The 23,507-nt window shown below is 70.5% G+C and carries 25 protein-coding genes; 10 read left to right on the plus strand and 15 right to left on the minus strand.

Annotated elements, in window-relative coordinates:
- The first annotated feature begins 36 nt into the window (after window positions 1–36).
- On the plus strand, window positions 37–675 hold the full coding sequence (locus CXQ97_RS14635) for a hypothetical protein (protein WP_104181605.1): 639 nt from the start codon (window positions 37–39) through the stop codon (window positions 673–675).
- A 25-nt stretch (window positions 676–700) separates the two neighbouring features.
- Here CXQ97_RS14635 and CXQ97_RS14640 read toward each other — a convergent pair whose 3' ends face one another.
- The 4 genes from CXQ97_RS14640 to CXQ97_RS14655 form a co-directional block, all read right to left on the minus strand.
- Entirely contained in the window at window positions 701–1,294 is a 594-nt protein-coding gene (locus tag CXQ97_RS14640) for a hypothetical protein (protein ID WP_104181606.1), read from the minus strand.
- Window positions 1,285–1,974, minus strand: a complete 690-nt coding sequence (locus CXQ97_RS14645; protein WP_104181607.1) for a GyrI-like domain-containing protein — start codon at window positions 1,972–1,974, stop codon at window positions 1,285–1,287. Before CXQ97_RS14645 ends, CXQ97_RS14640 begins: the two co-directional genes overlap by 10 nt.
- Entirely contained in the window at window positions 1,971–2,777 is an 807-nt protein-coding gene (locus CXQ97_RS14650) for a putative protein N(5)-glutamine methyltransferase (protein WP_104181608.1), read from the minus strand. Before CXQ97_RS14650 ends, CXQ97_RS14645 begins: the two co-directional genes overlap by 4 nt.
- Before the next feature lie 77 nt (window positions 2,778–2,854).
- Window positions 2,855–3,745, minus strand: coding sequence for an aromatic alcohol reductase (locus CXQ97_RS14655; RefSeq protein ID WP_104181609.1), 891 nt, complete (start codon window positions 3,743–3,745; stop codon window positions 2,855–2,857).
- A gap of 145 nt (window positions 3,746–3,890) precedes the next feature.
- Here CXQ97_RS14655 and CXQ97_RS14660 point away from each other — a divergent pair, with 145 nt between their 5' ends.
- Window positions 3,891–4,658, plus strand: a complete 768-nt coding sequence (locus CXQ97_RS14660) for a metallophosphoesterase (RefSeq protein WP_104181610.1) — start codon at window positions 3,891–3,893, stop codon at window positions 4,656–4,658.
- A gap of 355 nt (window positions 4,659–5,013) precedes the next feature.
- Window positions 5,014–5,751, plus strand: coding sequence for a GAF and ANTAR domain-containing protein (locus CXQ97_RS14665; RefSeq protein ID WP_258062618.1), 738 nt, complete (start codon window positions 5,014–5,016; stop codon window positions 5,749–5,751).
- 30 nt (window positions 5,752–5,781) lie between these two features.
- Here CXQ97_RS14665 and CXQ97_RS14670 read toward each other — a convergent pair whose 3' ends face one another.
- Window positions 5,782–6,906 carry a S1C family serine protease gene (locus tag CXQ97_RS14670; RefSeq protein ID WP_104181612.1) on the minus strand — a complete coding sequence of 375 codons (1,125 nt, stop codon included), beginning with the start codon at window positions 6,904–6,906 and terminating at the stop codon, window positions 5,782–5,784.
- A 203-nt stretch (window positions 6,907–7,109) separates the two neighbouring features.
- Window positions 7,110–7,466, minus strand: a complete 357-nt coding sequence (locus tag CXQ97_RS14675; RefSeq protein WP_104181613.1) for a hypothetical protein — start codon at window positions 7,464–7,466, stop codon at window positions 7,110–7,112.
- A gap of 78 nt (window positions 7,467–7,544) precedes the next feature.
- Here CXQ97_RS14675 and CXQ97_RS14680 point away from each other — a divergent pair, with 78 nt between their 5' ends.
- Entirely contained in the window at window positions 7,545–8,906 is a 1,362-nt protein-coding gene (locus CXQ97_RS14680; protein WP_104181614.1) for an MATE family efflux transporter, read from the plus strand.
- A 67-nt stretch (window positions 8,907–8,973) separates the two neighbouring features.
- The gene (locus CXQ97_RS14685; protein WP_104181615.1) at window positions 8,974–9,657 is read left to right on the plus strand and encodes a DNA alkylation repair protein; all 684 of its coding nucleotides are present in this window, start codon (window positions 8,974–8,976) and stop codon (window positions 9,655–9,657) included.
- Window positions 9,658–9,790: 133 nt separating this feature from the next.
- Here CXQ97_RS14685 and CXQ97_RS14690 read toward each other — a convergent pair whose 3' ends face one another.
- Window positions 9,791–10,492 carry a cache domain-containing protein gene (locus CXQ97_RS14690; protein WP_104181616.1) on the minus strand — a complete coding sequence of 234 codons (702 nt, stop codon included), beginning with the start codon at window positions 10,490–10,492 and terminating at the stop codon, window positions 9,791–9,793.
- A complete protein-coding gene (locus tag CXQ97_RS14695) occupies window positions 10,489–11,247 on the minus strand; it encodes a FadR/GntR family transcriptional regulator (protein WP_104181617.1) in 759 nt (252 codons plus the stop codon). Before CXQ97_RS14695 ends, CXQ97_RS14690 begins: the two co-directional genes overlap by 4 nt.
- Window positions 11,248–11,583: 336 nt before the next feature.
- On the opposite strand from CXQ97_RS14695, the gene CXQ97_RS14700 reads away from it, so the two are divergent.
- From CXQ97_RS14700 to CXQ97_RS14720, 5 genes are all read left to right on the plus strand, one after another.
- Window positions 11,584–13,131, plus strand: coding sequence for an APC family permease (locus CXQ97_RS14700; protein ID WP_104181618.1), 1,548 nt, complete (start codon window positions 11,584–11,586; stop codon window positions 13,129–13,131).
- A 7-nt stretch (window positions 13,132–13,138) separates the two neighbouring features.
- The gene (locus tag CXQ97_RS14705; RefSeq protein WP_104181619.1) at window positions 13,139–13,744 is read left to right on the plus strand and encodes a dimethylamine monooxygenase subunit DmmA family protein; all 606 of its coding nucleotides are present in this window, start codon (window positions 13,139–13,141) and stop codon (window positions 13,742–13,744) included.
- Window positions 13,741–14,712 carry a PDR/VanB family oxidoreductase gene (locus CXQ97_RS14710; protein WP_104181620.1) on the plus strand — a complete coding sequence of 324 codons (972 nt, stop codon included), beginning with the start codon at window positions 13,741–13,743 and terminating at the stop codon, window positions 14,710–14,712. The genes CXQ97_RS14705 and CXQ97_RS14710 overlap by 4 nt, the downstream gene beginning before the upstream one ends.
- Window positions 14,713–14,723: 11 nt before the next feature.
- A complete protein-coding gene (locus CXQ97_RS14715; protein ID WP_104181621.1) occupies window positions 14,724–15,812 on the plus strand; it encodes a DUF3445 domain-containing protein in 1,089 nt (362 codons plus the stop codon).
- A gap of 147 nt (window positions 15,813–15,959) precedes the next feature.
- Entirely contained in the window at window positions 15,960–16,964 is a 1,005-nt protein-coding gene (locus tag CXQ97_RS14720) for a nitrilase-related carbon-nitrogen hydrolase (RefSeq protein WP_104181622.1), read from the plus strand.
- A 23-nt stretch (window positions 16,965–16,987) separates the two neighbouring features.
- On the opposite strand, the gene nagA is transcribed toward CXQ97_RS14720, so the two are convergent.
- From nagA to CXQ97_RS14755, 7 genes are read right to left on the minus strand one after another with little or no spacing between them, the layout of a single operon-like run.
- Window positions 16,988–18,133, minus strand: coding sequence for an N-acetylglucosamine-6-phosphate deacetylase (gene nagA, locus CXQ97_RS14725; protein WP_104181623.1), 1,146 nt, complete (start codon window positions 18,131–18,133; stop codon window positions 16,988–16,990).
- Complete coding sequence (nagB, locus tag CXQ97_RS14730) at window positions 18,130–18,903, minus strand: glucosamine-6-phosphate deaminase (protein ID WP_104181624.1); 774 nt, start codon at window positions 18,901–18,903, stop codon at window positions 18,130–18,132. The genes nagA and nagB overlap by 4 nt, the downstream gene beginning before the upstream one ends.
- A gap of 37 nt (window positions 18,904–18,940) precedes the next feature.
- Window positions 18,941–19,735, minus strand: a complete 795-nt coding sequence (locus CXQ97_RS14735) for a DeoR/GlpR family DNA-binding transcription regulator (RefSeq protein WP_104181625.1) — start codon at window positions 19,733–19,735, stop codon at window positions 18,941–18,943.
- Window positions 19,736–19,739: 4 nt separating this feature from the next.
- Window positions 19,740–20,600, minus strand: a complete 861-nt coding sequence (locus tag CXQ97_RS14740) for a class II fructose-bisphosphate aldolase (RefSeq protein ID WP_104181626.1) — start codon at window positions 20,598–20,600, stop codon at window positions 19,740–19,742.
- Complete coding sequence (locus CXQ97_RS14745; RefSeq protein WP_104181627.1) at window positions 20,591–21,604, minus strand: 1-phosphofructokinase family hexose kinase; 1,014 nt, start codon at window positions 21,602–21,604, stop codon at window positions 20,591–20,593. Before CXQ97_RS14745 ends, CXQ97_RS14740 begins: the two co-directional genes overlap by 10 nt.
- Window positions 21,601–22,563: an ROK family protein gene (locus CXQ97_RS14750; RefSeq protein ID WP_104181628.1), complete on the minus strand. Its 963-nt coding sequence runs from the start codon at window positions 22,561–22,563 to the stop codon at window positions 21,601–21,603. The genes CXQ97_RS14745 and CXQ97_RS14750 overlap by 4 nt, the downstream gene beginning before the upstream one ends.
- A 4-nt stretch (window positions 22,564–22,567) precedes the next feature.
- On the minus strand, window positions 22,568–23,443 hold the full coding sequence (locus CXQ97_RS14755; RefSeq protein ID WP_104181629.1) for an SIS domain-containing protein: 876 nt from the start codon (window positions 23,441–23,443) through the stop codon (window positions 22,568–22,570).
- Between the last annotated feature and the right edge of the window lie 64 nt (window positions 23,444–23,507).

The raw sequence follows: 23,507 nt of genomic DNA on the forward strand, positions 1-23,507 counted from the left end.
ATGGCCACCGTGCGAGGAGACCCCGATCATGGGTGCATGACATGGTCGGTCCGCCTCGGCGTCGCGGCGCTCGTAGCGATCCTCACGGCGTGCGCGACTCCGGGGAGTCCCGGAGTCGCTCCCGGTGATGCCCCTCGCGCCGCTGATCCGACGGGTGCGTACGCGGCCGACGCACCCGCCGCGGACGGCGAGGTGATCGGCCAGGGCACCGTGCTGCAGAGCGGGGATGCGCCGCCCGAGTTCTGCCTCGGCGGCGTGATGGAGTCCTACCCGCCGCAGTGCAGCGGCCCGCCGATCCTGAACTGGGACTGGGAGCCGGCCGGCGGCTTCGAGACCGCATCCGGGGTGACGTGGGGCGCCTACGCGGTGACCGGCACCTGGGACGGCAGGGCCTTCACGCGGACGGGCGTGCCCGTCCCCCTCGCGCTCTACGACGCGATGCCCTTCGACGACCCGCTGGCCGGCAGGCAGGGGGCTACCGCCCCGCACGACCTCGAGCGCATCCAGCAGGAGGTCTATCCCGGTCTCGAGGGCTCCGCGCTCACGGCCGGGATCGATCGCGGCTTCGTCGTCGTCACGGTCGTGTACGACGACGGCACGGTCCAGGCGCGCATGGACGCCCGGTACGGCGCCGACGTCGTCGTCGTGCTGTCCGCACTGCGGCCCCACGGTTGACCCGATGGACCTGCCGCCGGTGCTCCTACCGGGACTGCAGGGCGTCGAGGGCGACGGCCATGGCCGCTGCCACGCGACCGTCGAGGCGGGCGCCGGGGACGGTGACGAGGTACGTGTCGCGCAGCGACGGTAGGCGCTCGGAGGCCAGCACCGTCTGCCCGGCCCGGTCGACGAAGTCGAAGTGGAACCGGAAGGGTGAGGGGAAGGCCTCGAGGACGGGGGTCATCTCCCAGATCCGCCGGCCGAGGGCGACGCCGACGTTCCGTTCGCTGCCCGTGGCCTGCACGCCCGCGGCTTCGAGGTGCCACGTGGAGCGCAGCAGGGACGCGCCGAAGTTCTTCCGGAAGAGCCCGATCGGTCGGCCGCCGGCGTCGAGGACGTCGTAGGTGGCGCCGACGTCGAGCCTCTGCCGTGCCCTGAAGGAGAACAGGGGAGTGCTCCGCGCTTCGTCCGCGTAGAACGTCACCTGCTCCTTGAAGGCCGCGCGTTTCTGCTGGGCGACGGCCAGCAGCGCGCCCGGACGGCCGCCGTCGTCGAGGGTCCGTACCTCGTAGCGATTGACCATCATGGTGATCCTCTGCGCCACCGTGAAGCGCTCCATGCCGTGTGTCAGTTCCATGCTCGCCCTGTCGTCTCGTCGGGTTCCCGCGCCGTCCGCGGAGGTTCGTCCGGTCGCGCCCGGCGATCCATCGGGGCGACGGGCTGGCGAAGGATCGTCCGCAACTTCCCGGGCGGGGTGCGCCGTGCATCGCCGAGGTAGATCTCATGGTGCTTCCCTGTCTCCTGCAGCGCGTGGGACGGGAGGAAATCCCCGTGGAGCGCTTCGAGGACGGGGCCCTCGGTGTCGTAGGGGCCGAGGTGGAGGGTCTGGACCGCGAGGCCCTCGTCGAGCGCCTCGAGGCGGAGCGCGTCGAGCGCCGGCGCGCCGCCCCTGCGGGCCACGGTCCGGTACGCCGTCTCCAGCTGGTCCGACGTCGTCCAGTCCGGGACCATGATCATCACCGTCCAGTCCCACCGCGACGCGTCGCGGGCGGCCGTGAAGGACCGCATGTCCTCGGACCACCAGAGCGCCTCGAGAGGCATCACGGTGTAGTCGCGGCCGAGCTGGCCCTTGCTGAGGAACTTCAGCGCGTAGGCGACGGGGTAGATCGATGTGACGGCGTCCCGGTAGGCGTCCGACGTATTGGGGTCGCCGTGGCCGTCGATCATGAGGAACCGCAGCACCGGGACCGTCACCACCTCGAAGCGCCCGCGCGGCGCGGTGTAGCTGCCGATCTCCTTCCTGAAGTCGGTCTTCATCCTTCGGCCGTGCCGATCACCACGGTCGCGCCGATGTCCCCGCGACTCCTCGACGAGGCCCTGAGCCCTGCGTCGCGGAGGAGGCGGAGACAGTCCTGTTCCTGGTCCTCGCCCACCTCGAACAGCACGTGTCCGCCGGGTGCCAGCCACTCCGGGGCGCGCCGGGCCACCCGGCGCTGCAGCTCCAGTCCGTCCCACCCGCCGTCGAGGCTGATCAGGGGCTCGTGCTCCCGCGCCTCGGGCGGCAGGGACGCCACGCGCGCAGTCGGCACGTAGGGGGTGTTGCAGAGCAGCATCTCGATCCTGCCCCGCAGCGCCACCGGTAGCGGGTCGAAGAGGTCTCCTGTGTAGAGCCCGACGTCCAGTGCGGCGAGGTTCCGCCGGGCGAGGTCGACGGCGGCGCCCGAGATGTCCGAGGCGTGGAGCCTGAGGTCCGCGACCCTGTGGGCGAGCGCCACCCCGAGCGCGCCGCATCCGCAGCAGAGGTCGAGGACGGTGGCCCCCGGCGCCGTCAGGCCCGCGGCGCATTCGACGAGGAAGGCCGACCGCTGGCGGGGCACGAACACGCCGGGCCCCACCGCCAGCCGCAGGCCGCAGAAGTCCACCCAGCCCAGGATGTGCTCGAGGGGGATGCCCGCGATCCGCTGGTCGACCATTCCGGCCAGGGCGTCGGCCGCCGCTCCGCTTCCGGCCAGCAGCCGGGCCTCGTCCTCGGCGAACACGCAGCCGGCGGCACGCAGCCGGACCGTCAGCTCCGCCTCGGTGGGGCGGGGGAGGGCGGCGGCGTCCTGCGGGTGCGGCATGGAACGGCCCTTCGTCGAAGGTTGCCTGGCACCACGAGGATAGCGGCGATCAGGAGCGGGTGTCGCCCGGATCCCGGTCAGCGGTCCCTGAGGACGTCCCGGGCGGAGGTCCACGCGCGGGTCCCGTACCTCCCGTTGTCCAGGACGTGGAAGGCGCCGTCGCCGCTGAACATGTTGCCGAAGTACTGCATGCCCTGCCAGGCGGGGTACAGGTCCTCCGACGTCCCGGAGAAGGCCTGCCCCGCGCGGGCCATCAGGCGGAGGGAGCCGATGCCTCCGGCATAGAGCAGACGGTAGGTGTCGCCACTGAGGTCGGTCATGATCGCGGCCAGATCGCGGGAGGACACGGTGTCGCCCGCGATGCGGAGGAACCGCGGCGCGTCCGGGTCGAGGGCGGCGTGCGCCGTGTAGCCGGCGACGTCGTCCTTGGTCGTGAAGGCCATCGGCTGGTCCGCGTCGTGCCAGTAGAGGACCCTCTTCCGTCCGAACAGGACCAGCGGCGCCACTCCCGTGAGCATGTCGGCGAAGGCCCCGTTGAGGACGGAGGTGGCACGGACCGGTGCGGCATCGAGGATGGTGCGGAAGTCGCGTCGGAGCTGGAGGTTCCGGTTCGACCGGTCCTTGATGGTGGTGTGGTCGAGTGAGTAGTCCGACGGGATGAACCGTGGGACGCCGGCGGCCACGGCGGCCATCAGCAGCCGGGTTTGGCTGTCGAGGATGACGGGCGCGAGTCCGCTGAGCGCCGAGACGACGGCGTCGGCCCCTCCGACGGCTCTCTTCAGCTCGTCGGCGTCCGTGTAGTCCACCGGCAGGATCTTCGCCCCGGGGGCGCCCAGCCCGTCCGAGACGGCGGAGCCGCTCGCGGTCCTCGTGAGCACCCGGACCTCGGCTCCCTGGTCGATCAGGACGCGGGCTATGCGCTCCCCGAGGTCCCCCGTGGCTCCTGCGATGACGATGGTCTGTGGCATGGGACTTCCTTCGTGGCCGGGGGTCGGGCGGCCCGGACGGCCGACCCGGTGGGCGGCTTCGGCGCGCGTCTCGATTGTGACACCGACGAGGCGTCCGGCGTGGCAGGGGAACCGCATGGGGCCGGGGGCGGGATAGCCTGACGGGATGGAACGCGTCGCCGTGATCTCCGACCTCCACGGGAACGTCACCGCCTTCACCGCGGTGCTGGAGGACCTCCGACGCCGTGGCATCTCCACCGTCTACAACCTGGGCGACGTCGCCGGCAAGGGGCCGCGCGGCTCGGAATGCGTGCGCCTGAGCCGGGAGCGCTGCGCGGTCACGGTGCGGGGGAACTGGGACGACTTCCTGCCCAGCGAGACGCCCGAGTGGCGCGACGACGCCGGCTGGTGGTGGCACGACGAACTGACCCGGGAGGACCGCCGGTGGCTCTCGTCGCTTCCGCTGTGCCACGACATCACGCTGAGCGGCCGGCGCATCCGCATGTTCCATGCATCGGCGAAGAGTGTCTACCACCGCGTGCACGCCCGGCACACCGACGACGACTTCGACGGCATGTTCGCCGCGACGGAGCTGACCGGGGACGGGCCCCCGCCGGACGTCGTCTGCTACGGCGACATCCACGACGCCTTCGTCTCCACCGACCGGAGCAGGACACTCGTCAACGTGGGGAGCGTGGGCAACCCGCTGGACGAACCGCAGGCGTCCTACGTGATCCTGGAGGGCGAGCCCGACGGCGGTCGGTCGGATCCTTTCGGCATCCAGTTCGTGCGGGTCGCGTACGACGTCGAGGCGGAGATCACCGTCGCCGAAGAGCTGGGCATGCCGGCCCTCGGGGCCTACGCCACCGAGCTGCGGACGGCCGTCTATCGGGGGCGGCACGCCATGCTCGATCAGGCGGGGACAAGCGACTGATCGGGAGCCGACTGCTTGACTCCTGACCAGCGCCCCATGTCCGTGCATGCACATCGATGTGGCCAACGTCAGTCCGCGGACGGATCCGGGGGCATTTGCTGCCTGGAACCAGTGTGCCCCGCTGGCCGGCCGGCAGGGGGGGGGAGCGGCCGGGAATCCCTCGTCTTGACAGCGGCCGCGGTCGTGGCAGGCCGAGCCCGATAAGGGAGGAGGCGCCGGGATCCCGCTCTTCACGGGGGCGGGGGAGCCCGTTGCATTGGGTACGATGCTCTAGGTCGTTTAGCAGCAGGCGGCCATCACCTTCTCCTTGCAGCATCGCGCGTGCCCGCAGGGAGTGGAGGCAAAGGCACATCTCTTGGCACATCACGATCGGGACACCGGGCCGGCCTTTCCGGCCCTGCTGCAGGACATGGTCCTCGACAGCGACGACGTCGAGCAGTTCCTGACGAAGCTGGTCACCATCGCCGGGCACAGCCTGTCCGCGGAGGACGACGAGGTCCTGTGCGGCATCACCCTGCTGCGGGCGCGGACCAAGACGACGGTGGCCAGCAACAGCCCCGAGGCCCAGAAGATGGACGAGGTCCAGTACGAGTTCGACGACGGCCCGTGCCTGAGGGCTGCCCGCCTGGGCACCGTCCACTACGTCTGCGACTTCGACACCGAGGAACGGTTCCCCGCCTACAGCGAGGCGATCGCCGGCCACGGCATCAGGTCGGCGCTCGGGGTCCCCATCCCCCTCGAGGGCGAGGCGACGGCGGCGCTCAACTTCTACTCCCCCCTGACCGGCGCGTTCACCGGGCAGGCCATCGGGGCGGCGCAGCAGTTCGCCGAGGAGGTCGGGGCATCCCTGCGTCTCGCGGTGCGCATCGCCGGGCTGACGCAGTCCCGGGCCGACCTGCGGGCCGCCATGGAGAGCCGGACCACGATCGACCTGGCGGCCGGCGTCATCATGGGGCAGAACCGCTGCTCGCAGGACGCCGCCATGTCGATGCTCAAGGCGGCCTCCAGTGCGAGGAACATCAAGCTCCGGGACGTCGCGGCGTCGGTCCTGGAATCGTTCGGCCAGGGGCCGTCGAGGACGCACTTCGAGTAGGCCGACGCAGGTCCGGCAGGTGGTGCGGCGTCAGCTCTGCGCCGCGGGCCGGTCGGTGAGCTCCACGTCCACGGTGCGGGTGTCCGTCCCGCGGCGGATCTCGACGGCGACGGTCTCGCCGGGGTCGCGCCGGCGCAGGGCCGCCAGGAGGCCCTCGGGCGCGGACAGCTCGTCGTCCTCGATCCTGGTGATGATGTCACCCGGCCGGATCCCGGCGTCGTCGGCCGGTCCGCCCTGCGACACCGACAGCACCACGACGCCGGCCGTGTCCTGCAGGTTCAGCTGCTCGGCGATCTGCGGCGTGATGGCGCCGGGTGCGAGGCCCATGAACGCGTGCTCGGCCGTCCCGTCCTCGCGCAGTTCCTCGGCCACCTCCGTGGCGGTGGGGGCGGGGATCGCGAAGCCGAGGGCCACCGCGCCCTGCGAGGGCGGGATGTACGCCTCGCTGATGCCGATGATCTCGCCGCGCCCGTTCACGACGGCGCCGCCGGAGTTGCCCGGGCTGATGGCCGCGTCGGTCTGGATGAGGTCCACGAGTGACTGGCTGGAGGACGCCGACCCGGGGATCTCGCGATGCAGGCCGGAGATGATCCCCGACGTCGCCGTGTTCTCGAACCCGAGGGGCGAACCGATGACGACGGCGAGCTCGCCGATGCGCGGCAGGCCGGACTGGAACGTGGCGGCGGGCAGGTCGGTCCTGTCGGCGCGGACGAGCGCCAGGTCGGAGACGGGGTCCGCGGCTTCGACCGTGCCGGCCACCCGCTGCCCGTCCGCGAAGGCGACCTCGACGTCCTCGTTCCCCCGGATCACGTGCTCGTTGGTGAGGATGAGGCCGTCCTCGGTGTAGATCACGCCGCTGCCGAGTCCTCCGTCGGTGAAGATGGTGACCACGGAGGGCTGCACGGCGTCGACGATGTCGGGGATGCTCATGTCTGCCTCCTGCGCGCCGGACCCGGACGCCTCGGCGGACCCTGCCTCGGCGGACCGGGACGCCCCGGAGGAGGGCGGCGCCGACGACGTTCCGGCTCCCTCCCCCTGCACCTGCGCCGGGGCGCTCGTGGCGGTGTCCGCGGGGCCCGCCGTGCAGCCGGTGACGAGGAGAAGGAGCGCGATACCCACGGTGAGGGCGGACGACGGGGTGCGGGTGGCTGGCATGGTGGCTCCTCCTGGGATGGGCTGGTGCCCGGACAGCGGCGCGACCGGCGGCCACTGCGGTCTCCGGCCACTACCGACTCTAGGAAGGTGGCGGTCCGGGTGACAAGCGGGAGTCGGAGGACCGCGGGAGTGGACCCGCGGACCCACCGGCCCCGGCTCGGCAGGGGAGTGGTCCGGGCGCCGGGAGGGCACCGAGGGCGGCGTCAGGGGCGCCCGTCCCCTCCCCGGTCGGTCCGGCGGAGGGGGTGCTCGCGCCAGGGCTCCCGCTCGGAAGGCTCGGTGCCGTAGCCCGGGCGGAGCAGGGGCTCGTCGGGATCGTCCTCCGGGTTCCTCTTCCGGGGGGCACCCCCGCGGTGCGTGAGCCAGTAGCCCCAGCCGATGCACGCAGCGGCGGCGACGACGATCACGAGCCCGACGGCGAGCAGCAGGGGCGCTTCCGCCGGCACGGTGCTGCCCGAGGACTCGGCGCGCGCGAAGTCGGAGACGGCCTGCGGGATGAAGAGTGTGCTGAGGAACAGCAGGACGAGTCCTGCCAGGTACTGCTTGACGCCGACTTTCATGACTCCCCTGGGTGTCCTTGCGGGCGGTGCGGGCTCCTTCCAGCTTAGGCCCCTGCGTCCGGCGCCTAGGCTGGTCGGGTGGATCAGACACTGCCGGACAACCGCCGACTCAGCCGCAGTATCCTCCGGCTCGCCGTGCCGGCCCTGGGCGCCCTCATCGCCGAGCCGCTCTTCCTGCTGGCGGACTCGGCGATCGTCGGGCACCTCGGTGTCGACCAGCTCGCCGGCGTGGGCCTCGCGTCCACGGTGCTGCAGACCGCCGTCGGGCTGATGGTCTTCCTCGCCTACTCGACCACGCCCGCCGTCGCCCGCCTGCTGGGGGCGGGCCGCCGGCCCGAGGCGCTCGCCGCCGGGCGCGACGGCGTGGGCCTCGCCGTGCTCCTCGGTGTCGTCCTCTCCGTCGCCGGGTGGACCGCGGCCCCCCGGCTCGCCTCGCTCCTCGGTGCGGAGGGCGCCGTCCACGCCTTCGCCGTCGACTACCTCCGCTGGTCCATGCCAGGGCTCACCGCGATGCTCGTGGTGCTCGCCGCCACGGGCGTGCTGCGCGGGCTGCAGGACACGCGGACCCCGCTGGTCGTCGCCGGGGCGGGGTTCGCCGTCAACATCGTCCTCAACTACCTGCTCGTGTACGGCGCCGGGATGTCGGTGGCCGGCTCCGCCCTCGGCACGAGCCTCGCGCAGTGGGGCATGGCCGCCGTCTACCTCGTGATGATCGTGCGGTCCTCCCGGCGGGACGGCGTGTCGCTGAAGCCGTCGCTGGGCGGTATCCGGAGAACAGCGGGCGTGGGCTCATGGCTCATGCTGCGCACCCTCTCGCTGCGCGTGGCGATCCTCGCCACGGTGTTCGTGGCGACGGCGCAGGGTCCCCTCAGCCTCGCCTCCCACCAGCTCGTCATGACCGTCTTCACGTTCCTCGCGTTCGCGCTCGATGCCCTGGCCATCGCCGCCCAGGCGCTGATCGGCAAGGAGCTCGGGTCCGGGAACCGACCCCTCGCACGGGCACTCACCCGCCGGATGATCGTGTGGGGCGTGGGGTTCGGCGTGGTGACCGGATGCCTGCTCGCCGCAGTGGCGCCCTTCGTGGGGTGGATCTTCACCACCGATCCCGCCGTGCAGGCTGCCTTCGCGGCCGGGCTGTGGGTGCTCGCCGCCTCCCAGCCGGTCTGCGGTTTCGTGTTCGTCCTCGACGGCGTCCTGATCGGTGCGGGCGACGCCCGCTACCTGGCGCTCGCCGGCGTCGCGAACCTCGTGGCGTACGTGCCTCTGCTCGTCCTCGTGGGCCGTGCGGACCTCACGGGCGGCGAGGGGATCGTATGGCTCTGGCTGGCCTTCGGCGTCGGGTACATGCTGGCACGGGCCGTGACCCTCGGGTGGCGTGTGCGCGACGATCGGTGGATGGTCACGGGAGCCACGCGGGGCAGGGCGGGCCGGGCGGCGTAGCGGGCGCGCTGGTGTCCCTCCATCGATGGCGGCAGGATGGGGACGAGCGAACAACCGGAGGTGAGACATGTCCGCAGGTGTCGGTGTCCCTGCCGTCGACGAGGTGCTGGCGGAACTGTCCGCGCTCGAGGATCCCCGGATGCGGGCGGTGAACGAGAAGCATGGGGACGACCACGGCGTGAACCTGTCCGCCCTGCGTGCCGTGGCGAAGCGCCTGAAGACCCAGCAGGACCTGGCGAGGGACCTGTGGGCGACGGGGGACACGGCGGCGCGGCTCCTGGCCCTGCTGATCTGCCGCCCCAGGGCCTTCGACCACGACGACCTGGACACGATGCTGCGGCAGGCACGCCCCCCGAAGGTGCAGGACTGGCTGGTCAACTACGTGGTGAAGAAGAACCCGCACGCCGAACGGCTGCGCCTCGAATGGCTGGCCGACCCGGACCCCGTCGTGGCCGGCGCCGGGTGGGCGCTCACGAGCGAGCGCGTGGGGAAGACCCCCGAAGGGCTCGACCTCCCGGCGCTGCTGGACACGATCGAGGCCGGGATGAAGGACGCCCCCGACCGGCTGCAGTGGGCGATGAACCAGACCCTGGCGCAGATCGGGATCTGCCACGAGGCGCACAGGGCGCGTGCCGTCGCCATCGGCGAGCGCCTCGAGGTCCTCAAGGACCACCCGACGCCGCCGAACTGCACGTCCCCGTTCGCGCCGAGCTGGATCCGGGAGATGGTGGGCCGGCAACAGGGGGCGTAGGGCGGCGAGGGCACTCCTGAGGCGGCATCGGGGCGGGATGACCCTGGGGACGACCGGCAGGACGACGCCCACGACGTCGCGTGCGCGCAGTGCCGGCGCCGCAGCCCCGGCCGCCGCCTCGCCGGCCGGCCGGCTACGGGGAGACGAGCAGTGAGAAACCGAGATGCGGTACGTCGATCGGGATGAGGGTTCCCTCGCCCGGAGCAGGGCGGACCCTCTCGCCGACCAGGTGTGCACCGGAATTCCCGACGACGACCCGCCCGCCGGCATTGAGGAGCGCGGCGTTCCCGGGGATGGCTCGAAGGGTGGGCATGAGGATCTCCTCGAGCGTCCTGATCCGTATGTCGCAGCCCGCTACCCCCGCGAATTCTCCTTCGAGCTGGATCGGCGCCGAATAGGTGAGGATGTATTCGTCCATCCCGAGGTAGTCGACGTACGGTCCCCAGACGGTCTGTTCGCCGGTCCGGTTCGCCGAGGCGAAGAAGGGCATGTTCTGGTAGTCGTAGAACCGTTCCCCACCCGGTGTCAGGTCGAACTCGAGCTTCTCGATGCTGCGCTCACGCCGGATCCACCACTCGAGACCGCCGTCCTTGCTCCTGATCGCCCCGGTGGAGAAAATGGCTCCCGCTCCCACGACGAAATCGTGCGAACCCAGGAATGCCTCCGCCAGGGTCTCCAGTCGTCCGACATCACCCGGGGTGATCGTGAGGGGGCGCGGACGGTCCGACCACAGGGCCGCCGACGCTGCAGCGAACCGGTGGACGTCGAGGCTCAGGGCGTTCGTCCAGGCCGCGATCTCGCCTGCGGCCCTGAGCGCCGGGACGTTGGTGGTCATGCGCGCTCCTCCCGGGTGGGGTACCCGAGGGCCAGTTTGGTGTCCACGAGGTGATGGATGTCGTGCCGGATGTGGTGGAGGACCAACCGCTGGGCCTCCTCGGGCGAGTCGTCGGCGATGGCGCGTGCGACGGCGAGGTGTTCGGCGGCCACCCGTTCCGGATCCCGCGTCGGGGACAGGGGTGCCCACAGGGCCTGCACCGTTTCCGCCTGCAGGCGGATCTCGGCGTTCATGAGCCGCGGCGACTGCGCGAGCACCGCCAGTTCGATGTGGAACCGGCTGTCCGCGTGCGCTCGGGCTTCGGACCTGTCCGACATGACCAGGGCTCGAGCAAGGTCCAGGAGTCTGCCGACCTCGTGGGGCTCGGCCCGGTCGCAGGCCAGGCGCACCGTGGCGGCAGCGATGGCCGCATGCTCGTCACCGAGGTCCCGTAGCTCGGCGATGGAGGTCTCCTCGAACCATTTCCGCATCACGTCCGCCGAGGTGAAGGGTTGTCGGACGATGAACGTCCCGCCGCTGCGTCCCCGCCGTGTCGCGACGATCCCCTGGTGCCGGAGATCGGACAGGGCTTCCCTGAGGGTGGACGGTGCGACGCCGAACATCTCCGACAGGGCCGTCTCCGACGGGAGCCGCTCGCCGACCTTCAGCAGGCCCAGGGAGATCGCCTTCGAGATCCTGTCCACGATGGCTCCGGAGCGCTCGGTCTCCGGCAGCGATCGGTAGACGTGGGCCTGAAAGGCTGTGGTGGGTGCCAAGAGGGGACTCCATGCGGTGGAAGGACAGCACTGACTCTAGTCGGGGGCCGGCCTCCGATGACGGATGGCCGACAGGCGCACCTGCCTCCCGTCCGCGTCCCGGCGCGACTGCCGGCGGATCCGACGTCGTCCCCGTGTCTGCCGAGTGTAGCCGGGGACGCAGGAAATCCCCCGGAAACATAGGTTATGTCGTCCCTGATCCTCCTGTCCGGTCCGCAGAACGGCCTCGGATGCCGCCCCGAGGACCGTATTGCGATCCTAAACATTTGAAACTATAGTTTTTTCCGACGTGGTCCAGCTCACATGAGCCCCGGAGGATCCCAGAGAAGGAACCCGATGCGTGTAGATAGTGTGGAACCGTCCAAGGACTCCATCGCCGACGAGGACGCCGAGCACCTTGCCAGTCTCGGCTACTCCTACGAGAGGCAGTTCAAGCGGGAGATGACGTTCTGGGGGAACGTCTCGCTGGGGTTCACCTACCTCTCGCCGGTCGTGGCCGTGTACTCGCTGTTCGCGGCGTCGCTGGGCGTCGCCGGTCCCCCGATGTTCTGGTCCCTCGTCATCGTCGGCATCGGTCAGCTCCTCGTCGCCACGGTCTTCGGTGAGGTCGTCGCGGCGTACCCCGTGGCCGGCGGGGTCTACCCCTGGTCCCGCAGGCTCTGGGGCCGCAAATGGGGCTGGATGAACGGCTGGGTCTACCTCGTGGCACTCCTGACCACCATCGCCAGCGTCGCGTACGGCGCAGGGCCGTTCCTGAGCACCCTCGTGGGCATGGCGAACACCGTCGACTCCATCATCGTCTCGGGTCTCGTCGTCATAGCGCTGGCCACGGTCCTGAACCTGGGAGGAACCAAGGTCCTGAACACCGTGGCGATGATCGGCCTCCTGGCGGAGCTCGGCGGGGCACTCGCCGTGGGGACCTGGCTGCTGCTGACGGCCCGGCACCACGACCTCGGCGTCCTGTTCCAGTCCTTCGGTGCCGGAGAGGGCAGCAGCTATTTCGTGGCGTTCGCGGCCGCGGGGCTGATCGGCATCTTCCAGTACTACGGATTCGAAGCCTGCGGCGACGTGGCCGAGGAGGTCCCGAATCCGGGCCGCACGATCCCCAGGGCCATGCGGATGACCATCTACATCGGCGGGTTCGCGGCGATGTTCGTCTGCCTGTCCCTGATCCTCGCCGTCCCCGACTTCGCGGCGGTGATCTCCGGCGCCGACACGGATCCCGTCGGCAACATCCTCCTCTCGGCCTTCGGTCCCGTCGGTTTCAAGGTGGTCCTCGCCATCGTCCTGGTCTCGTTCCTCTCCTGCGTCCTGAGCCTGCAGGCAGCCACCTCGCGTCTCGCCTACTCGATGGCCCGTGACGGCATCCTCCCGGGCAGCCGGCTCCTCAGCACGTTCAGCGAATCCCGCCACGTGCCTCCGTACGCCCTGCTCCTCGCAGGACTGGTGCCCGCCGTCATCGTCATCGGCTCGAAGGTCTCCAGCGACGCCCTGACGGTGATCATCTCCTTCGCCGCCATGGGGATGTACATGGGGTTCCAGATGGTCGTCCTCGCCTCGCTGCGAGCCCGTCTCCTCGGCTGGAAGCCGAACGGGGCCTTCCGATTGGGTGCCTGGGGCATCCCGGTCAACATCGCGGCCCTCGTCTGGGGCGTCCTCGGCATGGTCAACATGGCCTGGCCCCGGACACCCGAGGACGGCTGGTTCGCCAACTACGTCGTCCTGATCTCCGCGGTCTCCGTCGTGGTGCTGGGCCTTGTCTACATGGCCTGGAAGAAGCCGTACCTCAAGGGGGATGCTCCGGCAGCCGACGCCGTCCCCACCGCCCCGGCCGGCGATCAGCGGGCCGCCGTCCTGTCGGCTCCGACGAAGGACCAGGGGTAGCAGGACCATGCTGATCACCGGCATCAAGAGTCGGCCCGTGTACGACGAGCTGACGCCCATGGCGACCGGCGCGAGCCATGTCGCTGCCGCACAGGGCAGCGGCGGAGAGCCGCTGGTACGGCTGCTCCGGGAGATGGACCCGGACCAGCTGTCGGCGACCACCGTGCTGTACTCGGTCGAGTCGTTCACCGGGAAGAACCACCTGGCCGACCTCCAGGACTTCGCGGTGCGCGAACTCGTCGTGTTCCCGACCAACGCCGACGCCGTGAGCGGGCTCGACGCGCTCCTCGCGACGGCGAAGATGGGCACCCGGCTGTACCTCTCCGGCTCGGAGGGCTTCATCGGCACGTCCATGCAGGTCGCCACCTCCTACGGCATGAACCGGGACGAGGTGCTCCGTGAGCACGCGGGTTCCTTCGTGCGACGCGTGTGGTGCGCGCACTGCAGCCACTATTCCGAGAACGTCTCCCGGCGGATCTTCCGATGCCCCGGATGCGCACGCCACCTGATCGTCCGGGATCACTACTCCGGGAGGCTGGCTGCCTTCCAGGGCGTGAAAGCGGACGGCGAAGTACCGGGCGAGCTCCCGGAGAACGAGGAGTTGGACACATGAGCGAGGCGCATCACGGAGCACTGCACCTCAGGGTGAAGCGCATCGAGGCGGTCACACCCGAGATCAACCGGTACACGTTCTCCGCGGCGGACGGATCCTGGCTCCCTCCCTTCTCGGGCGGCAGCCACATCAGGGTCCTCATCCCGTTCGAGGGGGAGACCCGGCGCAACGCGTACTCGCTCATGAGTTCGCCCTACGACACCAGCGAATACCAGATCGCCGTCCGCCGGGTCGAGGAGGGGAAGCGCGGCTCGATCGCCATGCACAGGGACATCCGCGAGGGCGATGTCCTGACCGCCACCATCCCGGCGAACCTCTTCCCCGTCTCCAAGCACGCCCGGCACCACGTCTTCATCGCCGGGGGTGTCGGGGTCACTCCCATCTACGCGCAGTTGGACGAACTGAGCCTGAAGGGCAGCTCGTTCGAGCTCCACCTCGCCGTGCGTGGCCCGGAGCACGCCGCCCTCGGTCACGAACTCCGGGAACGCTACGGGGACAGGGTGGTGCTGTACGGAGACGGCGACGGGACCCGGCTGAACTCGCACGAGATCCTCGGCGGGCTGCCGCTCGGCACCCACGCCTACGTCTGCGGGCCCTCGCGCATGGTCGACGACGTCATCGGTGCGGCCCACGCCCACGGCTGGACGGACTCGCACATCCACTTCGAGCGGTTCGAGGACCTCGGCTCGACCGGCGACCCCTTCTCCGTCACCCTGGCCCGGTCCGGCGCCGTCGTCGAGGTGTCCCCCGAGCAGTCGCTGCTGGAGGCGGTCGAGGAGGCGGGACACAAGCTGCCCTACCTCTGCCGCGGAGGCGCATGCGGCGAGTGCGAGACGGAGGTCCTCGAACTCGAAGGCACCCTCGACCACCGGGACGACTGGCTCTCCGAATCGGACCGGTGCACGAACAAGCTCATCATGCCCTGCGTCTCGCGGGCCACCTGCACGAAACTCGTTCTGAACGCCTAAGGAGCACACCGATGACAGCCGTATCCAACCCCGCCGGATTCACGCCGGACGAGACGTACACACCGGACGGGGAGTACCGGTTCCGGAACTCCCGCGAGGCGGTCCGCCGTCTCCCCTTCCCGTTCCCGGACGACGAGTACATGTACTCGATGAACCTCGAACCGCATGTCCCGGCCGGTGCCGGCGCGCTGAGGGCCGCCTTCGACGTCGACGAGCACTATGTGTCCGAGTGTGCCCATCGCGATCAGATGCTGCAGGAGATGCCGGGTGTCCACTACCTCGCCCTGCCGCACATGATGGAAGCGCAGTGGGACCTCCTCGAGCTCATCTTCGAGTCCTACAACAGGGACTTCCCCGAGCACTTCACCCTCACCAGGAACGGGAACGAGTGGCGGTGGCAGAACCGGCTCCTCGGCATCGACGACTCCTTCACGTTCGGCGATCCCGACACCCTGCCGATGGACCCGATGGAGTATGCGACACGCCAGGCCCAGGGGGAGTTCGTCGTCCTCGAGGAGAGGGACAACACCCTCGTCATCGGCGCCGGGATGACCACCCAGCGCGCCGACTACTCCCTGCAGTTCAACCTCGGCATGAACTTCGCCGAGTTCCACGGCCCCGTGCCCAAGCTGGACAAGATGGGGATCCTCGACCGGGCTCTCAAGTTCCTGCTCCGCATGAAGCCCGGCCACCCCGTCCGGCGCGTCAACTGGTCGCTGACCGTCCACCCGCGTCTCGAGACCTCGGTGGAGACGCTCCCGGACTGGGCCCCGGACCGGGCGGAGGTCACGGCCGGGAACGCGGGAGACATGGTGTACCTGCGCATCGAACTGCAGCCCCTGCACCGCCTGCCCCGGTCGAACGCCATCGTCTTCCCGGTCCGCACCTACCTCGTCAGCCTGGCCGAACTGGTGGAGCACGCCCCGGACTGGGCGAAACGGGTACATCGCGCGCTCGCGTCCCTGGACCCCGAACTCGCCGACTACAAGGGCTTCCACCGGTACCACGGCGCTGCCGTCGCATGGCTCGCACAGCACGACGACGGTGCACCGCTGGCTGCCGGCTACCCCTGGTACCCGGAGGGGATCCAACCCGGCTGAAGCTCGGCCGCCGGACCCGGAGTGCGGGCCCTCTGGACGCGATGCCCCCGGGTTGGTTCACTGGGTCCTGACGGGATCCCTCGATACCGAGGAGTGCCGGGGGAGAGCCCGGAGGGCGCGGATCAGGACGACATCAGGGAGGCAGAGATGGGTGCGCCGGCGTCGAACACGCTCCGAGCGGCAGTGGTCCAGTTCGAACCGGTCCCCGATGACGTGGCCGCCAACCTGGAGACGGTCCGTCGTCTGTCGCTCCACGCGGCCGCCGACGGCGTGCAGCTCATCGCCTTCCCCGAACTCTGTCTGCTGGGTTACTGGCATCTGACCCGCCAGTCCGCGTCCCGCCTGCGTGGACTCGCCCAGCCCCGTGACGGGTTCGCCGTCTCGGAGGTGCAGCGGCTGGCCGTGGAGACGGGGCTGGGGATCGGAGTGGGATTCCTGGAGGCGGAGGGGGACGACCTCTACAACTCCTACGCCGTCTGCCTTCCCGACGGCACCTCGCACGTGCACCGCAAGCTCCACGCGTTCGAGCACGATGCGATCTCCAGCGGGGACTCGTACACGGTCTTCGACACGCCCTGGGGTCCGCGCATGGGCATCCTGATCTGCTGGGACAACAATCTCGTCGAGAACGTGCGCGCGGTCGCGTTGCTGGGCGCGACGGTGTTGATCGCACCCCACCAGACGGGTGGCACGAGGTCGATGAGTCCGCACGGGATGCGCCCCATCCCACGCGCCCTGTGGGACGACCGCCATGAGAACCCGGAAGCGCTCGAGGCGGCGGTCAACGGTCCGTCCGGCCGCGAATGGCTCATGCGCTGGCTACCGTCCCGAGCGCACGACAACGGGATCTTCGTCCTGTTCAGCAACGGCATCGGCGTGGATGACGACGAGATACGGACAGGGAACGCCATGATCATCGACCCGTACGGCCGGATCGTCGCCGAGACGCCCGTCGCGGACGTCGCGGTCGTCGCAGCCGACCTCGACCTCGACCTGCTGCCGCTCGCGACCGGTCGCCGCTGGCTCCTGGGCCGCCGTCCGGAGCTGTACTCGGTCCTCACCCGACCCTCGGGGATGGAGCGGGACGCCCGGACTGCCCGTCACTCCGCCGCCCCGGTGCCGATGTCCTTCCGCGTGGATCCGGAGGAATGACCGGCGCACGGAGAAGGGGCCGGTCATGCCCGGTGGAGCCAGGCGCCGTCGGCGAGGACAGAGGTGACCTGCCATGCGTGATCGAAGAGGACGAGGTCGGCGGCGAACCCGGGGCGGACCAGGCCGAAGGAGTCGGAGAGCCCGAGGACGCGCGCCGGAGCAAGGGTCAGGGCTTCGATGACGGGGACGACGGGGATGCCCGCCTCGAGTGCATGGCGCAGTGCCGCGTCCAGGGTCAGCGTGGAACCGGCGAGGGAGCCCGTGGCCCGCAGCCTGGCGACGCGGTCCTCGACCTCGACGGCCAGTCCACCGAGCAGGTACTGCCCGTCGGGCGCGGCGGCGGCGGCCATGGCGTCGGTGACCAGGACGATGCGGTGCGGGGCGAGGGTGAAGAGCATCGCGACGACGGCCGGATGGACATGGTGTCCGTCGAGGATCACCTCGAGATAGGCCCCGCCCACCAGGGCGGCACCCACCGGCCCGGGATCGCGGTGATGCAGTCCCGGCATGCCGTTGAACGCATGGGTCAGGACGGTGGCGCCTGCGTGCAGCGCGGAGAGGGATTGTTCGTACCCTGCCTCGGTGTGCCCCACGGCGACGGTGACGCCTGCGGTGACGAAACGGCGGATGGCAGGCAGGGCACCGGCGCGCTCCGGGTCGAGGGTGATGTGCCGCAGGGTCCCGCGCGCCGCGTCGAGCAGCCGCCCGACACTCTCCTCCGAGGGGTCCGTGAGGTGGTCCGCGTTGTGGGCGCCGCGCTTGCCGACCGAGAGGAACGGTCCCTCGAGGTGACTTCCGAGCAGCAGGGGATTGGTCCCGGTGAGGTCGGCGATGCCGGCCAACGAGCGGGACAGCTGTTCGATGGGGTTGGACACGAGGCTCGCCACGGCACGGGTGGTGCCATGCGGGTGATGGGCGGCGAGCGCCCGAGCGACCGACTCGGCACCGTCCTCATGGCTGTACCCGCCGCCGCCATGCACGTGCAGGTCGATGAATCCGGGCGTGAGGCGGTGACCGGTGCCGTCGACGACCTCGTCCGGGTCGTGGTCACGCCAGCCCGCACCCGTGCCCGTCGCCGTGATGGTCCTGCCCGCGGCCACCACCCAGAAGTCCGGGGTCTCGCCGTCGGCATCGATCTTCGTGGTGCTGTGGAAGGCCACGGTACTCATGGCCGGAGGCCCTCGATCCTGGTCTTCTCCGTGTCCAGGTAGTACTGCCGCAGCGCGAGCTGCTGGGCTGCCTCCTCATCGAGGAGGATTGTCGCCCGCCGGTGCAGCTGCAGGACCGACGCCGGGCACATGCTGGAGACGGGACCCTCGACCGCCGCGCGTACCGCCTCGGCCTTCCCGGCTCCCTGGGCGACGAGCAACACTTCGGCGGCGTCCAGGATCGTGCCGAGCCCCTGCGTGAGGCAGTGCCGGGGGACCAGGTCCGGGTGGTCGAAGAAGCGTGCGTTGTCCCTGCGGGTGGCTGCCATCAGGGTCTTCGGCCGCGTGCGCGAGGACAGGGAGGAGCTCGGCTCGTTGAAGCCGATGTGCCCGTTCCGCCCGATGCCGAGCAGCTGCAGGTCCACGCCGCCGGCAGCGGCCATCGTCGCCTCGTACCGCTCGCATTCGGCATCGAGATCGGCGGCGCACCCGTCAGGAACATGCACGTTGGCCGGATCCAGGCGGAGCCTGTCGGTCACCTCCCTCCGGATCACCGAATGGTAGCTCTGGGGATCGTCGGCCGGCAGGCCCACGTACTCGTCGAGCGCGAAGGCGTCGAGGTGCGCGAGGGCGGGGATCCACCGGTCCGCCAGGGCGCGGTAGATGGCCAGGGGGGAGGATCCGGTGGCGACGCCGAGCGTCCGGATCCTCCCCTGGAGGACGCCGTCGAGGATGAGGCCGGCACCGAAGGCGCCGATGTCCCCGGCACCGTCGAGGATGACGACGCGCATCGTGAACTCCGATCTGTGCGGGGTGGGATGGAGCCGGTCAGTTGTCCTCGGGCGCCACGATGACCTTCGTCCCGCCGGCCTCGAAGGCGCTTATCTGCTCATCGGTGATGCCGCCGTCGGTGATCAGGTTGCTGAACACATAGCCGGTCATCGTGGCGAAGTTGCGTGTGCCGATCTTGGAGGAATCGGCGACGATGAAGGTCTCGGAAGCCCTTCGCGCCATGAGCGCATTCACCTCCGCCTCCCCCTCGTCGCTGACGGTCGGTCCGATGACCGGGTCCAGTCCGTTGACGCCGATGAACGCGATGTCGAGGGCGACGCGCTGCAGGATGACATCCGTGTAGGGTCCCACCAGCTCGTAGGACCGGGGGTTGACCACACCGCCGGTGACCATGATGCGGATGTTCGGCCGCACGACGAGCTGGGCCGCGATGTTGATCGCGTTGGTGACCACGGTGAGGGTCGGCTTGCTGGACGGCTCCATCAGGTCCGGGCGCATGCCCAGAACCTGGGCGATGGCCGTGCTCGTCGTCCCGCCGCAGAGGCCGATCACCGAGCCCTTCGGCACGAGCGCGCTGGCCGCCCGGGCGATCGCCTGCTTCTGGCGCGTGTTGTCGTCCCGGCTGTACCGGGTCGGCAGATCGTAGGCGACGGCCTCCATGGTGGCTCCGCCGCGGGTCCTGGTCAGGAGTCGCTGCGCGGCGAGGCTGTCGAGGTCACGCCGGGCCGTGGCGGGGGAGACGCCGAGCCGGGTGATGATGTCTTCGACGAAGACATTCCCCTCGGCCGCGAGGAGGTCGAGGATGGCGTTCAGTCGCTCTGTCTTCTCCACGGGCTCAGCGCCTGGCTTCTGCCGGCCGGGCGGCCAGGGACAGCAGGGTGAGGAGCCGCGCGGCTTCCGCGGCGAGCGCTGTGCGACCGGCCGCCATGTAGCGGCGCGAGTCGACGAGCTCCGGTTGCGCAGCGAGCACGTCCCGTACGGCTCGGGTGAAGAAGCCGTTCAGGTGGGTCGAGACGTTGATCTTCGTCATCCCGGCCCGGACGGCCTGGACGAGGACCTCGTCCGGGACTCCGGAGGACCCGTGGAGCACCAGCGGTACGGCGACCGAGGCCTTCAACCGCCCGATCAGGTCGAGGTCGAGGACCGCGGCGCGCTCCGTCATGGCATGGGAGGACCCGACGGCGACAGCCAGGGCGTCGACGCCGGTGGCCGCCAGGAAGGCTGCCGCTTCCTCGGGATCGGTCCGTACACCGGGAGCATGGGCGCCGTCCTTGCCGCCCACCTTCCCGAGCTCGGCCTCCACGAAGACGTCCCGGGCATGGGCGCGTCCGGCGACCCGCCGGGTGGTGGCGACGTTCTCGTCGAAGGAGAGATGCGCGCCGTCGTACATGACCGACCCGAATCCGAGGTCGAACGCCTGGTACACGAGTTGCTCGTCCTCCGCGTGGTCGAGATGCAGGGCCACGGGGACCTCGGCGGCGCGCGCCACCGCCAGCACGCCGGCGGCGATCGGCCCGAGTGCTCCGTGATAGGCGGCGCAGTTCTGCGAGATCTGCAGGATGACGGGAAGCCCCGCGGCCTCCGCTCCGGCGACGATCGCCTCGGCCGTCTCGAGGTGCAGCACGTTGAAACTGCCGAGCCCGCTGCCGGCGGCGACCGCGGCGTCGATCAGCAGGCGGGTCGGGGTCAGTCCCATGGTGAATCCTTCGCTGGAGTTGAATGCGGAGCCGCACCGGATGCCGCCGACCGGGTGCCTGCGGCGCCGGGCCGGACGACGACGGCCTCCGTCATGGCCCTGTACTCACCGTGGAGCACCCCGGCGGTCGGCATCGGAACGGCTGCTGCCGACCAGCCCGTTGCGGCGCGGAGCAGATCCGGGGCGTGCCTGACCCCCTGGGCGAGCAGGACCGCGACAGCGGCCACGGCGGCGTCGCCGGCGCCCGTGGGATTGCCCGCGAGCACCGTGGGAAAGCCGGCGTGCCATGACGATATCCCCGAACCACGGGCTTCGAAAGCGAGCATGCCCTTCTCGCCCTGGCTCACGAGGACAAGGCCGGCGCCGAGGGCGAGGAGTTTCATCGCACCCCGTTCCGGGTCGACCTCACCCGTCGACTTGAGGAGTTCATGATGATTCGGCTTCAGCACCGTGGCTCCCGCGCGTGCGGCGGCCAGCAGGGCCGGCCCGGAGGTGTCGATGATCGTCGGCAGGCCGAGAGGCCGGGCCGCGTCGACCAGACGGGCGTAGAAGTCGGGCGCCGCGTCGGGGGGAAGGCTGCCCGAGCCGGCGAGGCACCCCGACCGCGGCAACCACTGCAGGACGCGTCCCGCCAGGAGGTCCCACTCGTCGGGCGTGAGGCCGTAGCCCTCCTCGTTGAGCAGTGTCGCATCTCCCGCGGCCCGGTCGTGGATGGCGATGCTCCGCCGGGTCGGAAGGGCGACGTCCACCAGCGAGTGGGAGATCCCGCTCTCCACGAGGTCGGCCTTCAGCAAGGCCCCCGAGTCCCCTCCCACAGGAAGGATCGCGTGGACCCCGTGCCCGGTCTGGTGGATCACGCGCGCGACGTTGAGCCCCTTGCCGCCGGCCTTCACCACGGGAGGGGCCACACGGTGGGACCGGCCCGGGACGAGGGCCGGCACCGTGTAGGTGGTGTCCAACGCCGGATTGGGAGTGACGGTGACGATGGAGGTCGACGGAGTCATGCGCGAGCCTGCACGAGATCCCGGGCGTGCAGGGCCGCGCCGATCAGGCCTGCGTCCTGGCCGAGCAGGGACGTCGTCAGGCGGGGCGCGCGCAGGAAGGACATTTGCTCCTGGATCCGTCGGCCCAACGGTTCCAGGAGGGCGGGTCCCGCCTGGGACAACCCGCCACCCAGGATCACGGTCTCGGTACCGATCATCGCGGCGAGCTGGCAGATGCTGAAGGCCAGGGCCTGGACGGCGTCGGACCAGATCTCGGAAGCGTCCTCGTCGCCGGCCTGGCCGGCGATCAGTACCTCGCGGGCCCCGGACACCGGGCGCCCCGTGCGTGCGGTGTAGCGGCGCGTGATCGCACCCGCCGATCCCAACGTCTCGAGGCAGCCTGTGGCACCGCAGGGGCAGGGCAGGCCTCCGGGTACCTGCGCGTGACCGATCTCCCCCGCGTAGCCGCCCGCGCGCACCGCGCGTCCGCCGCAGAAGACCGCACCGGCGATCCCGGTCCCGATGATGAGCACGACGGCATCCTCGGCTCCGAGCCCTGCCCCCGCACGCATCTCGGCATCGCCGGCGGCGCTCACGTCGTGACCGAAGGCGACGGGAAGCCCTGTCGCCTCGCTGACGACGTCCCGGAAGGGGTAGTGGTCCCAGCCGAAGTTGCTGGCGAACAGCCCCACGCCGGCGACGTCGTCGACCAGTCCCGGGACGACCAGGCCCAGGGCATCGATCTCGCGGTCGGGAAAGCGGGCGGTATACGTCCTGGCCAGCTCGATCACCTGCTCCGCCACCGCATCACCCGGGCGCCGCTCGTCGTGCGCGGACGGGATCCGCTCGAGCCCGTGGAGGTTGCCTGCACGGTCGATCACGGCGGACTTCGTGTCGGTGCCTCCCACGTCGATGGCCAGGACTCCGGGACCGGGGCCCGCAAGTCCCGGAGGCGGACCGCCGGGCACATCAAGGGGCATCGGATCAGCTTCCGAGGACGACCGACCGCGAGAGGTGTCGGGGGGTGTCGGGGTCCAGGCCCCGTGAGCGGGCACGGTCGAGGGTGATCTTGTGGATGCGGACGAGGTCGGCGAGGGGATGGGCGCCGGTGCTGACGTAGAGGGCGCCCGTGGCGCCGACCTCTTCCCGCAGTCCGGCGGGCTCCTGCCCGAACACCCAGGTGACCCGTCCCGGCTGGGCGATGGCGATGGGACCGTGCCGGTACTCCATCGCCGGATACGACTCCGTCCAGCCCTGGACGCCCTCGCGCATCTTGAGGGCTGCCTCATGCGCGAGCCCGACCGTCCACCCCGTGCCCAGGAAGCTGAACTGCTCCGCCGACAGCAGGTCGTCGGGAGTCTCCGCGGCGACAGCAGCCCGGGCGTCGGCCACGGCGGAACCGAGGTCGACGCCGACGGACGTGAGGAGGTACACCAGGGCCGAGGTGGCGAAGCGGGTCTGGACCACCGACGACTCGTCGGCGAAGGGCAGCCCGACCACGCTGTCGGCGAGGGCGACAGCAGGCGATTCGACGTCACCGAGCACCACGACGGTGGGAGTCCTGCCCTTCAGCTCGGTGAGCAGGGAGAGGATCTCGCTCGTCGTGCCGGAGCGTGTGATGGCGACGACCGCGTCGTAGGCCCTGGTGGTGATGGCCGAAGCCTCCGACGCCGCGAACGCGTCGGTCTCCCCGTGGCCGGAACCCTCCCGCGCGGCAGCGTAGGCCTGCGCCATGAACCAGGAGGTTCCGCAACCGACGACCGCGACCCGCCGGCCCCGAGCCGGCAACAGCTGCTCCCGCCCGGCCTGGGCGGCGGCACGCTCCCAGCAATCCGGCTGGGAGGACAACTCACCGTCCATGTGGGAGCCGCGAACAGGGGCGGAGTCTGATGATTCGGGAAGTTGAGACACGAAGTTCTCCTCG

The sequence above is a fragment of the Arthrobacter sp. B0490 genome, assembly GCF_002929355.1.
GTDB lineage: Bacteria > Actinomycetota > Actinomycetes > Actinomycetales > Micrococcaceae > Arthrobacter_D.

Excerpts from the sequence above, each read along its gene's own strand:
- CXQ97_RS14635 (WP_104181605.1), top strand. The coding sequence starts at position 37 with ATGACATGGTCGGTCCGCCTCGGCGTCGCGGCGCTCGTAGCGATCCTC.
- CXQ97_RS14640 (WP_104181606.1), bottom strand. The coding sequence starts at position 1,294 with ATGGAACTGACACACGGCATGGAGCGCTTCACGGTGGCGCAGAGGATC.
- CXQ97_RS14645 (WP_104181607.1), bottom strand. The coding sequence starts at position 1,974 with ATGAAGACCGACTTCAGGAAGGAGATCGGCAGCTACACCGCGCCGCGC.
- CXQ97_RS14650 (WP_104181608.1), bottom strand. The coding sequence starts at position 2,777 with ATGCCGCACCCGCAGGACGCCGCCGCCCTCCCCCGCCCCACCGAGGCG.
- CXQ97_RS14655 (WP_104181609.1), bottom strand. The coding sequence starts at position 3,745 with ATGCCACAGACCATCGTCATCGCAGGAGCCACGGGGGACCTCGGGGAG.
- CXQ97_RS14660 (WP_104181610.1), top strand. The coding sequence starts at position 3,891 with ATGGAACGCGTCGCCGTGATCTCCGACCTCCACGGGAACGTCACCGCC.
- CXQ97_RS14670 (WP_104181612.1), bottom strand. The coding sequence starts at position 6,906 with ATGCCAGCCACCCGCACCCCGTCGTCCGCCCTCACCGTGGGTATCGCG.
- CXQ97_RS14675 (WP_104181613.1), bottom strand. The coding sequence starts at position 7,466 with ATGAAAGTCGGCGTCAAGCAGTACCTGGCAGGACTCGTCCTGCTGTTC.
- CXQ97_RS14685 (WP_104181615.1), top strand. The coding sequence starts at position 8,974 with ATGTCCGCAGGTGTCGGTGTCCCTGCCGTCGACGAGGTGCTGGCGGAA.
- CXQ97_RS14690 (WP_104181616.1), bottom strand. The coding sequence starts at position 10,492 with ATGACCACCAACGTCCCGGCGCTCAGGGCCGCAGGCGAGATCGCGGCC.
- CXQ97_RS14700 (WP_104181618.1), top strand. The coding sequence starts at position 11,584 with ATGCGTGTAGATAGTGTGGAACCGTCCAAGGACTCCATCGCCGACGAG.
- CXQ97_RS14705 (WP_104181619.1), top strand. The coding sequence starts at position 13,139 with ATGCTGATCACCGGCATCAAGAGTCGGCCCGTGTACGACGAGCTGACG.
- CXQ97_RS14710 (WP_104181620.1), top strand. The coding sequence starts at position 13,741 with ATGAGCGAGGCGCATCACGGAGCACTGCACCTCAGGGTGAAGCGCATC.
- CXQ97_RS14715 (WP_104181621.1), top strand. The coding sequence starts at position 14,724 with ATGACAGCCGTATCCAACCCCGCCGGATTCACGCCGGACGAGACGTAC.
- CXQ97_RS14720 (WP_104181622.1), top strand. The coding sequence starts at position 15,960 with ATGGGTGCGCCGGCGTCGAACACGCTCCGAGCGGCAGTGGTCCAGTTC.
- nagA (WP_104181623.1), bottom strand. The coding sequence starts at position 18,133 with ATGAGTACCGTGGCCTTCCACAGCACCACGAAGATCGATGCCGACGGC.
- nagB (WP_104181624.1), bottom strand. The coding sequence starts at position 18,903 with ATGCGCGTCGTCATCCTCGACGGTGCCGGGGACATCGGCGCCTTCGGT.
- CXQ97_RS14740 (WP_104181626.1), bottom strand. The coding sequence starts at position 20,600 with ATGGGACTGACCCCGACCCGCCTGCTGATCGACGCCGCGGTCGCCGCC.
- CXQ97_RS14745 (WP_104181627.1), bottom strand. The coding sequence starts at position 21,604 with ATGACTCCGTCGACCTCCATCGTCACCGTCACTCCCAATCCGGCGTTG.
- CXQ97_RS14750 (WP_104181628.1), bottom strand. The coding sequence starts at position 22,563 with ATGCCCCTTGATGTGCCCGGCGGTCCGCCTCCGGGACTTGCGGGCCCC.
- CXQ97_RS14755 (WP_104181629.1), bottom strand. The coding sequence starts at position 23,443 with ATGGACGGTGAGTTGTCCTCCCAGCCGGATTGCTGGGAGCGTGCCGCC.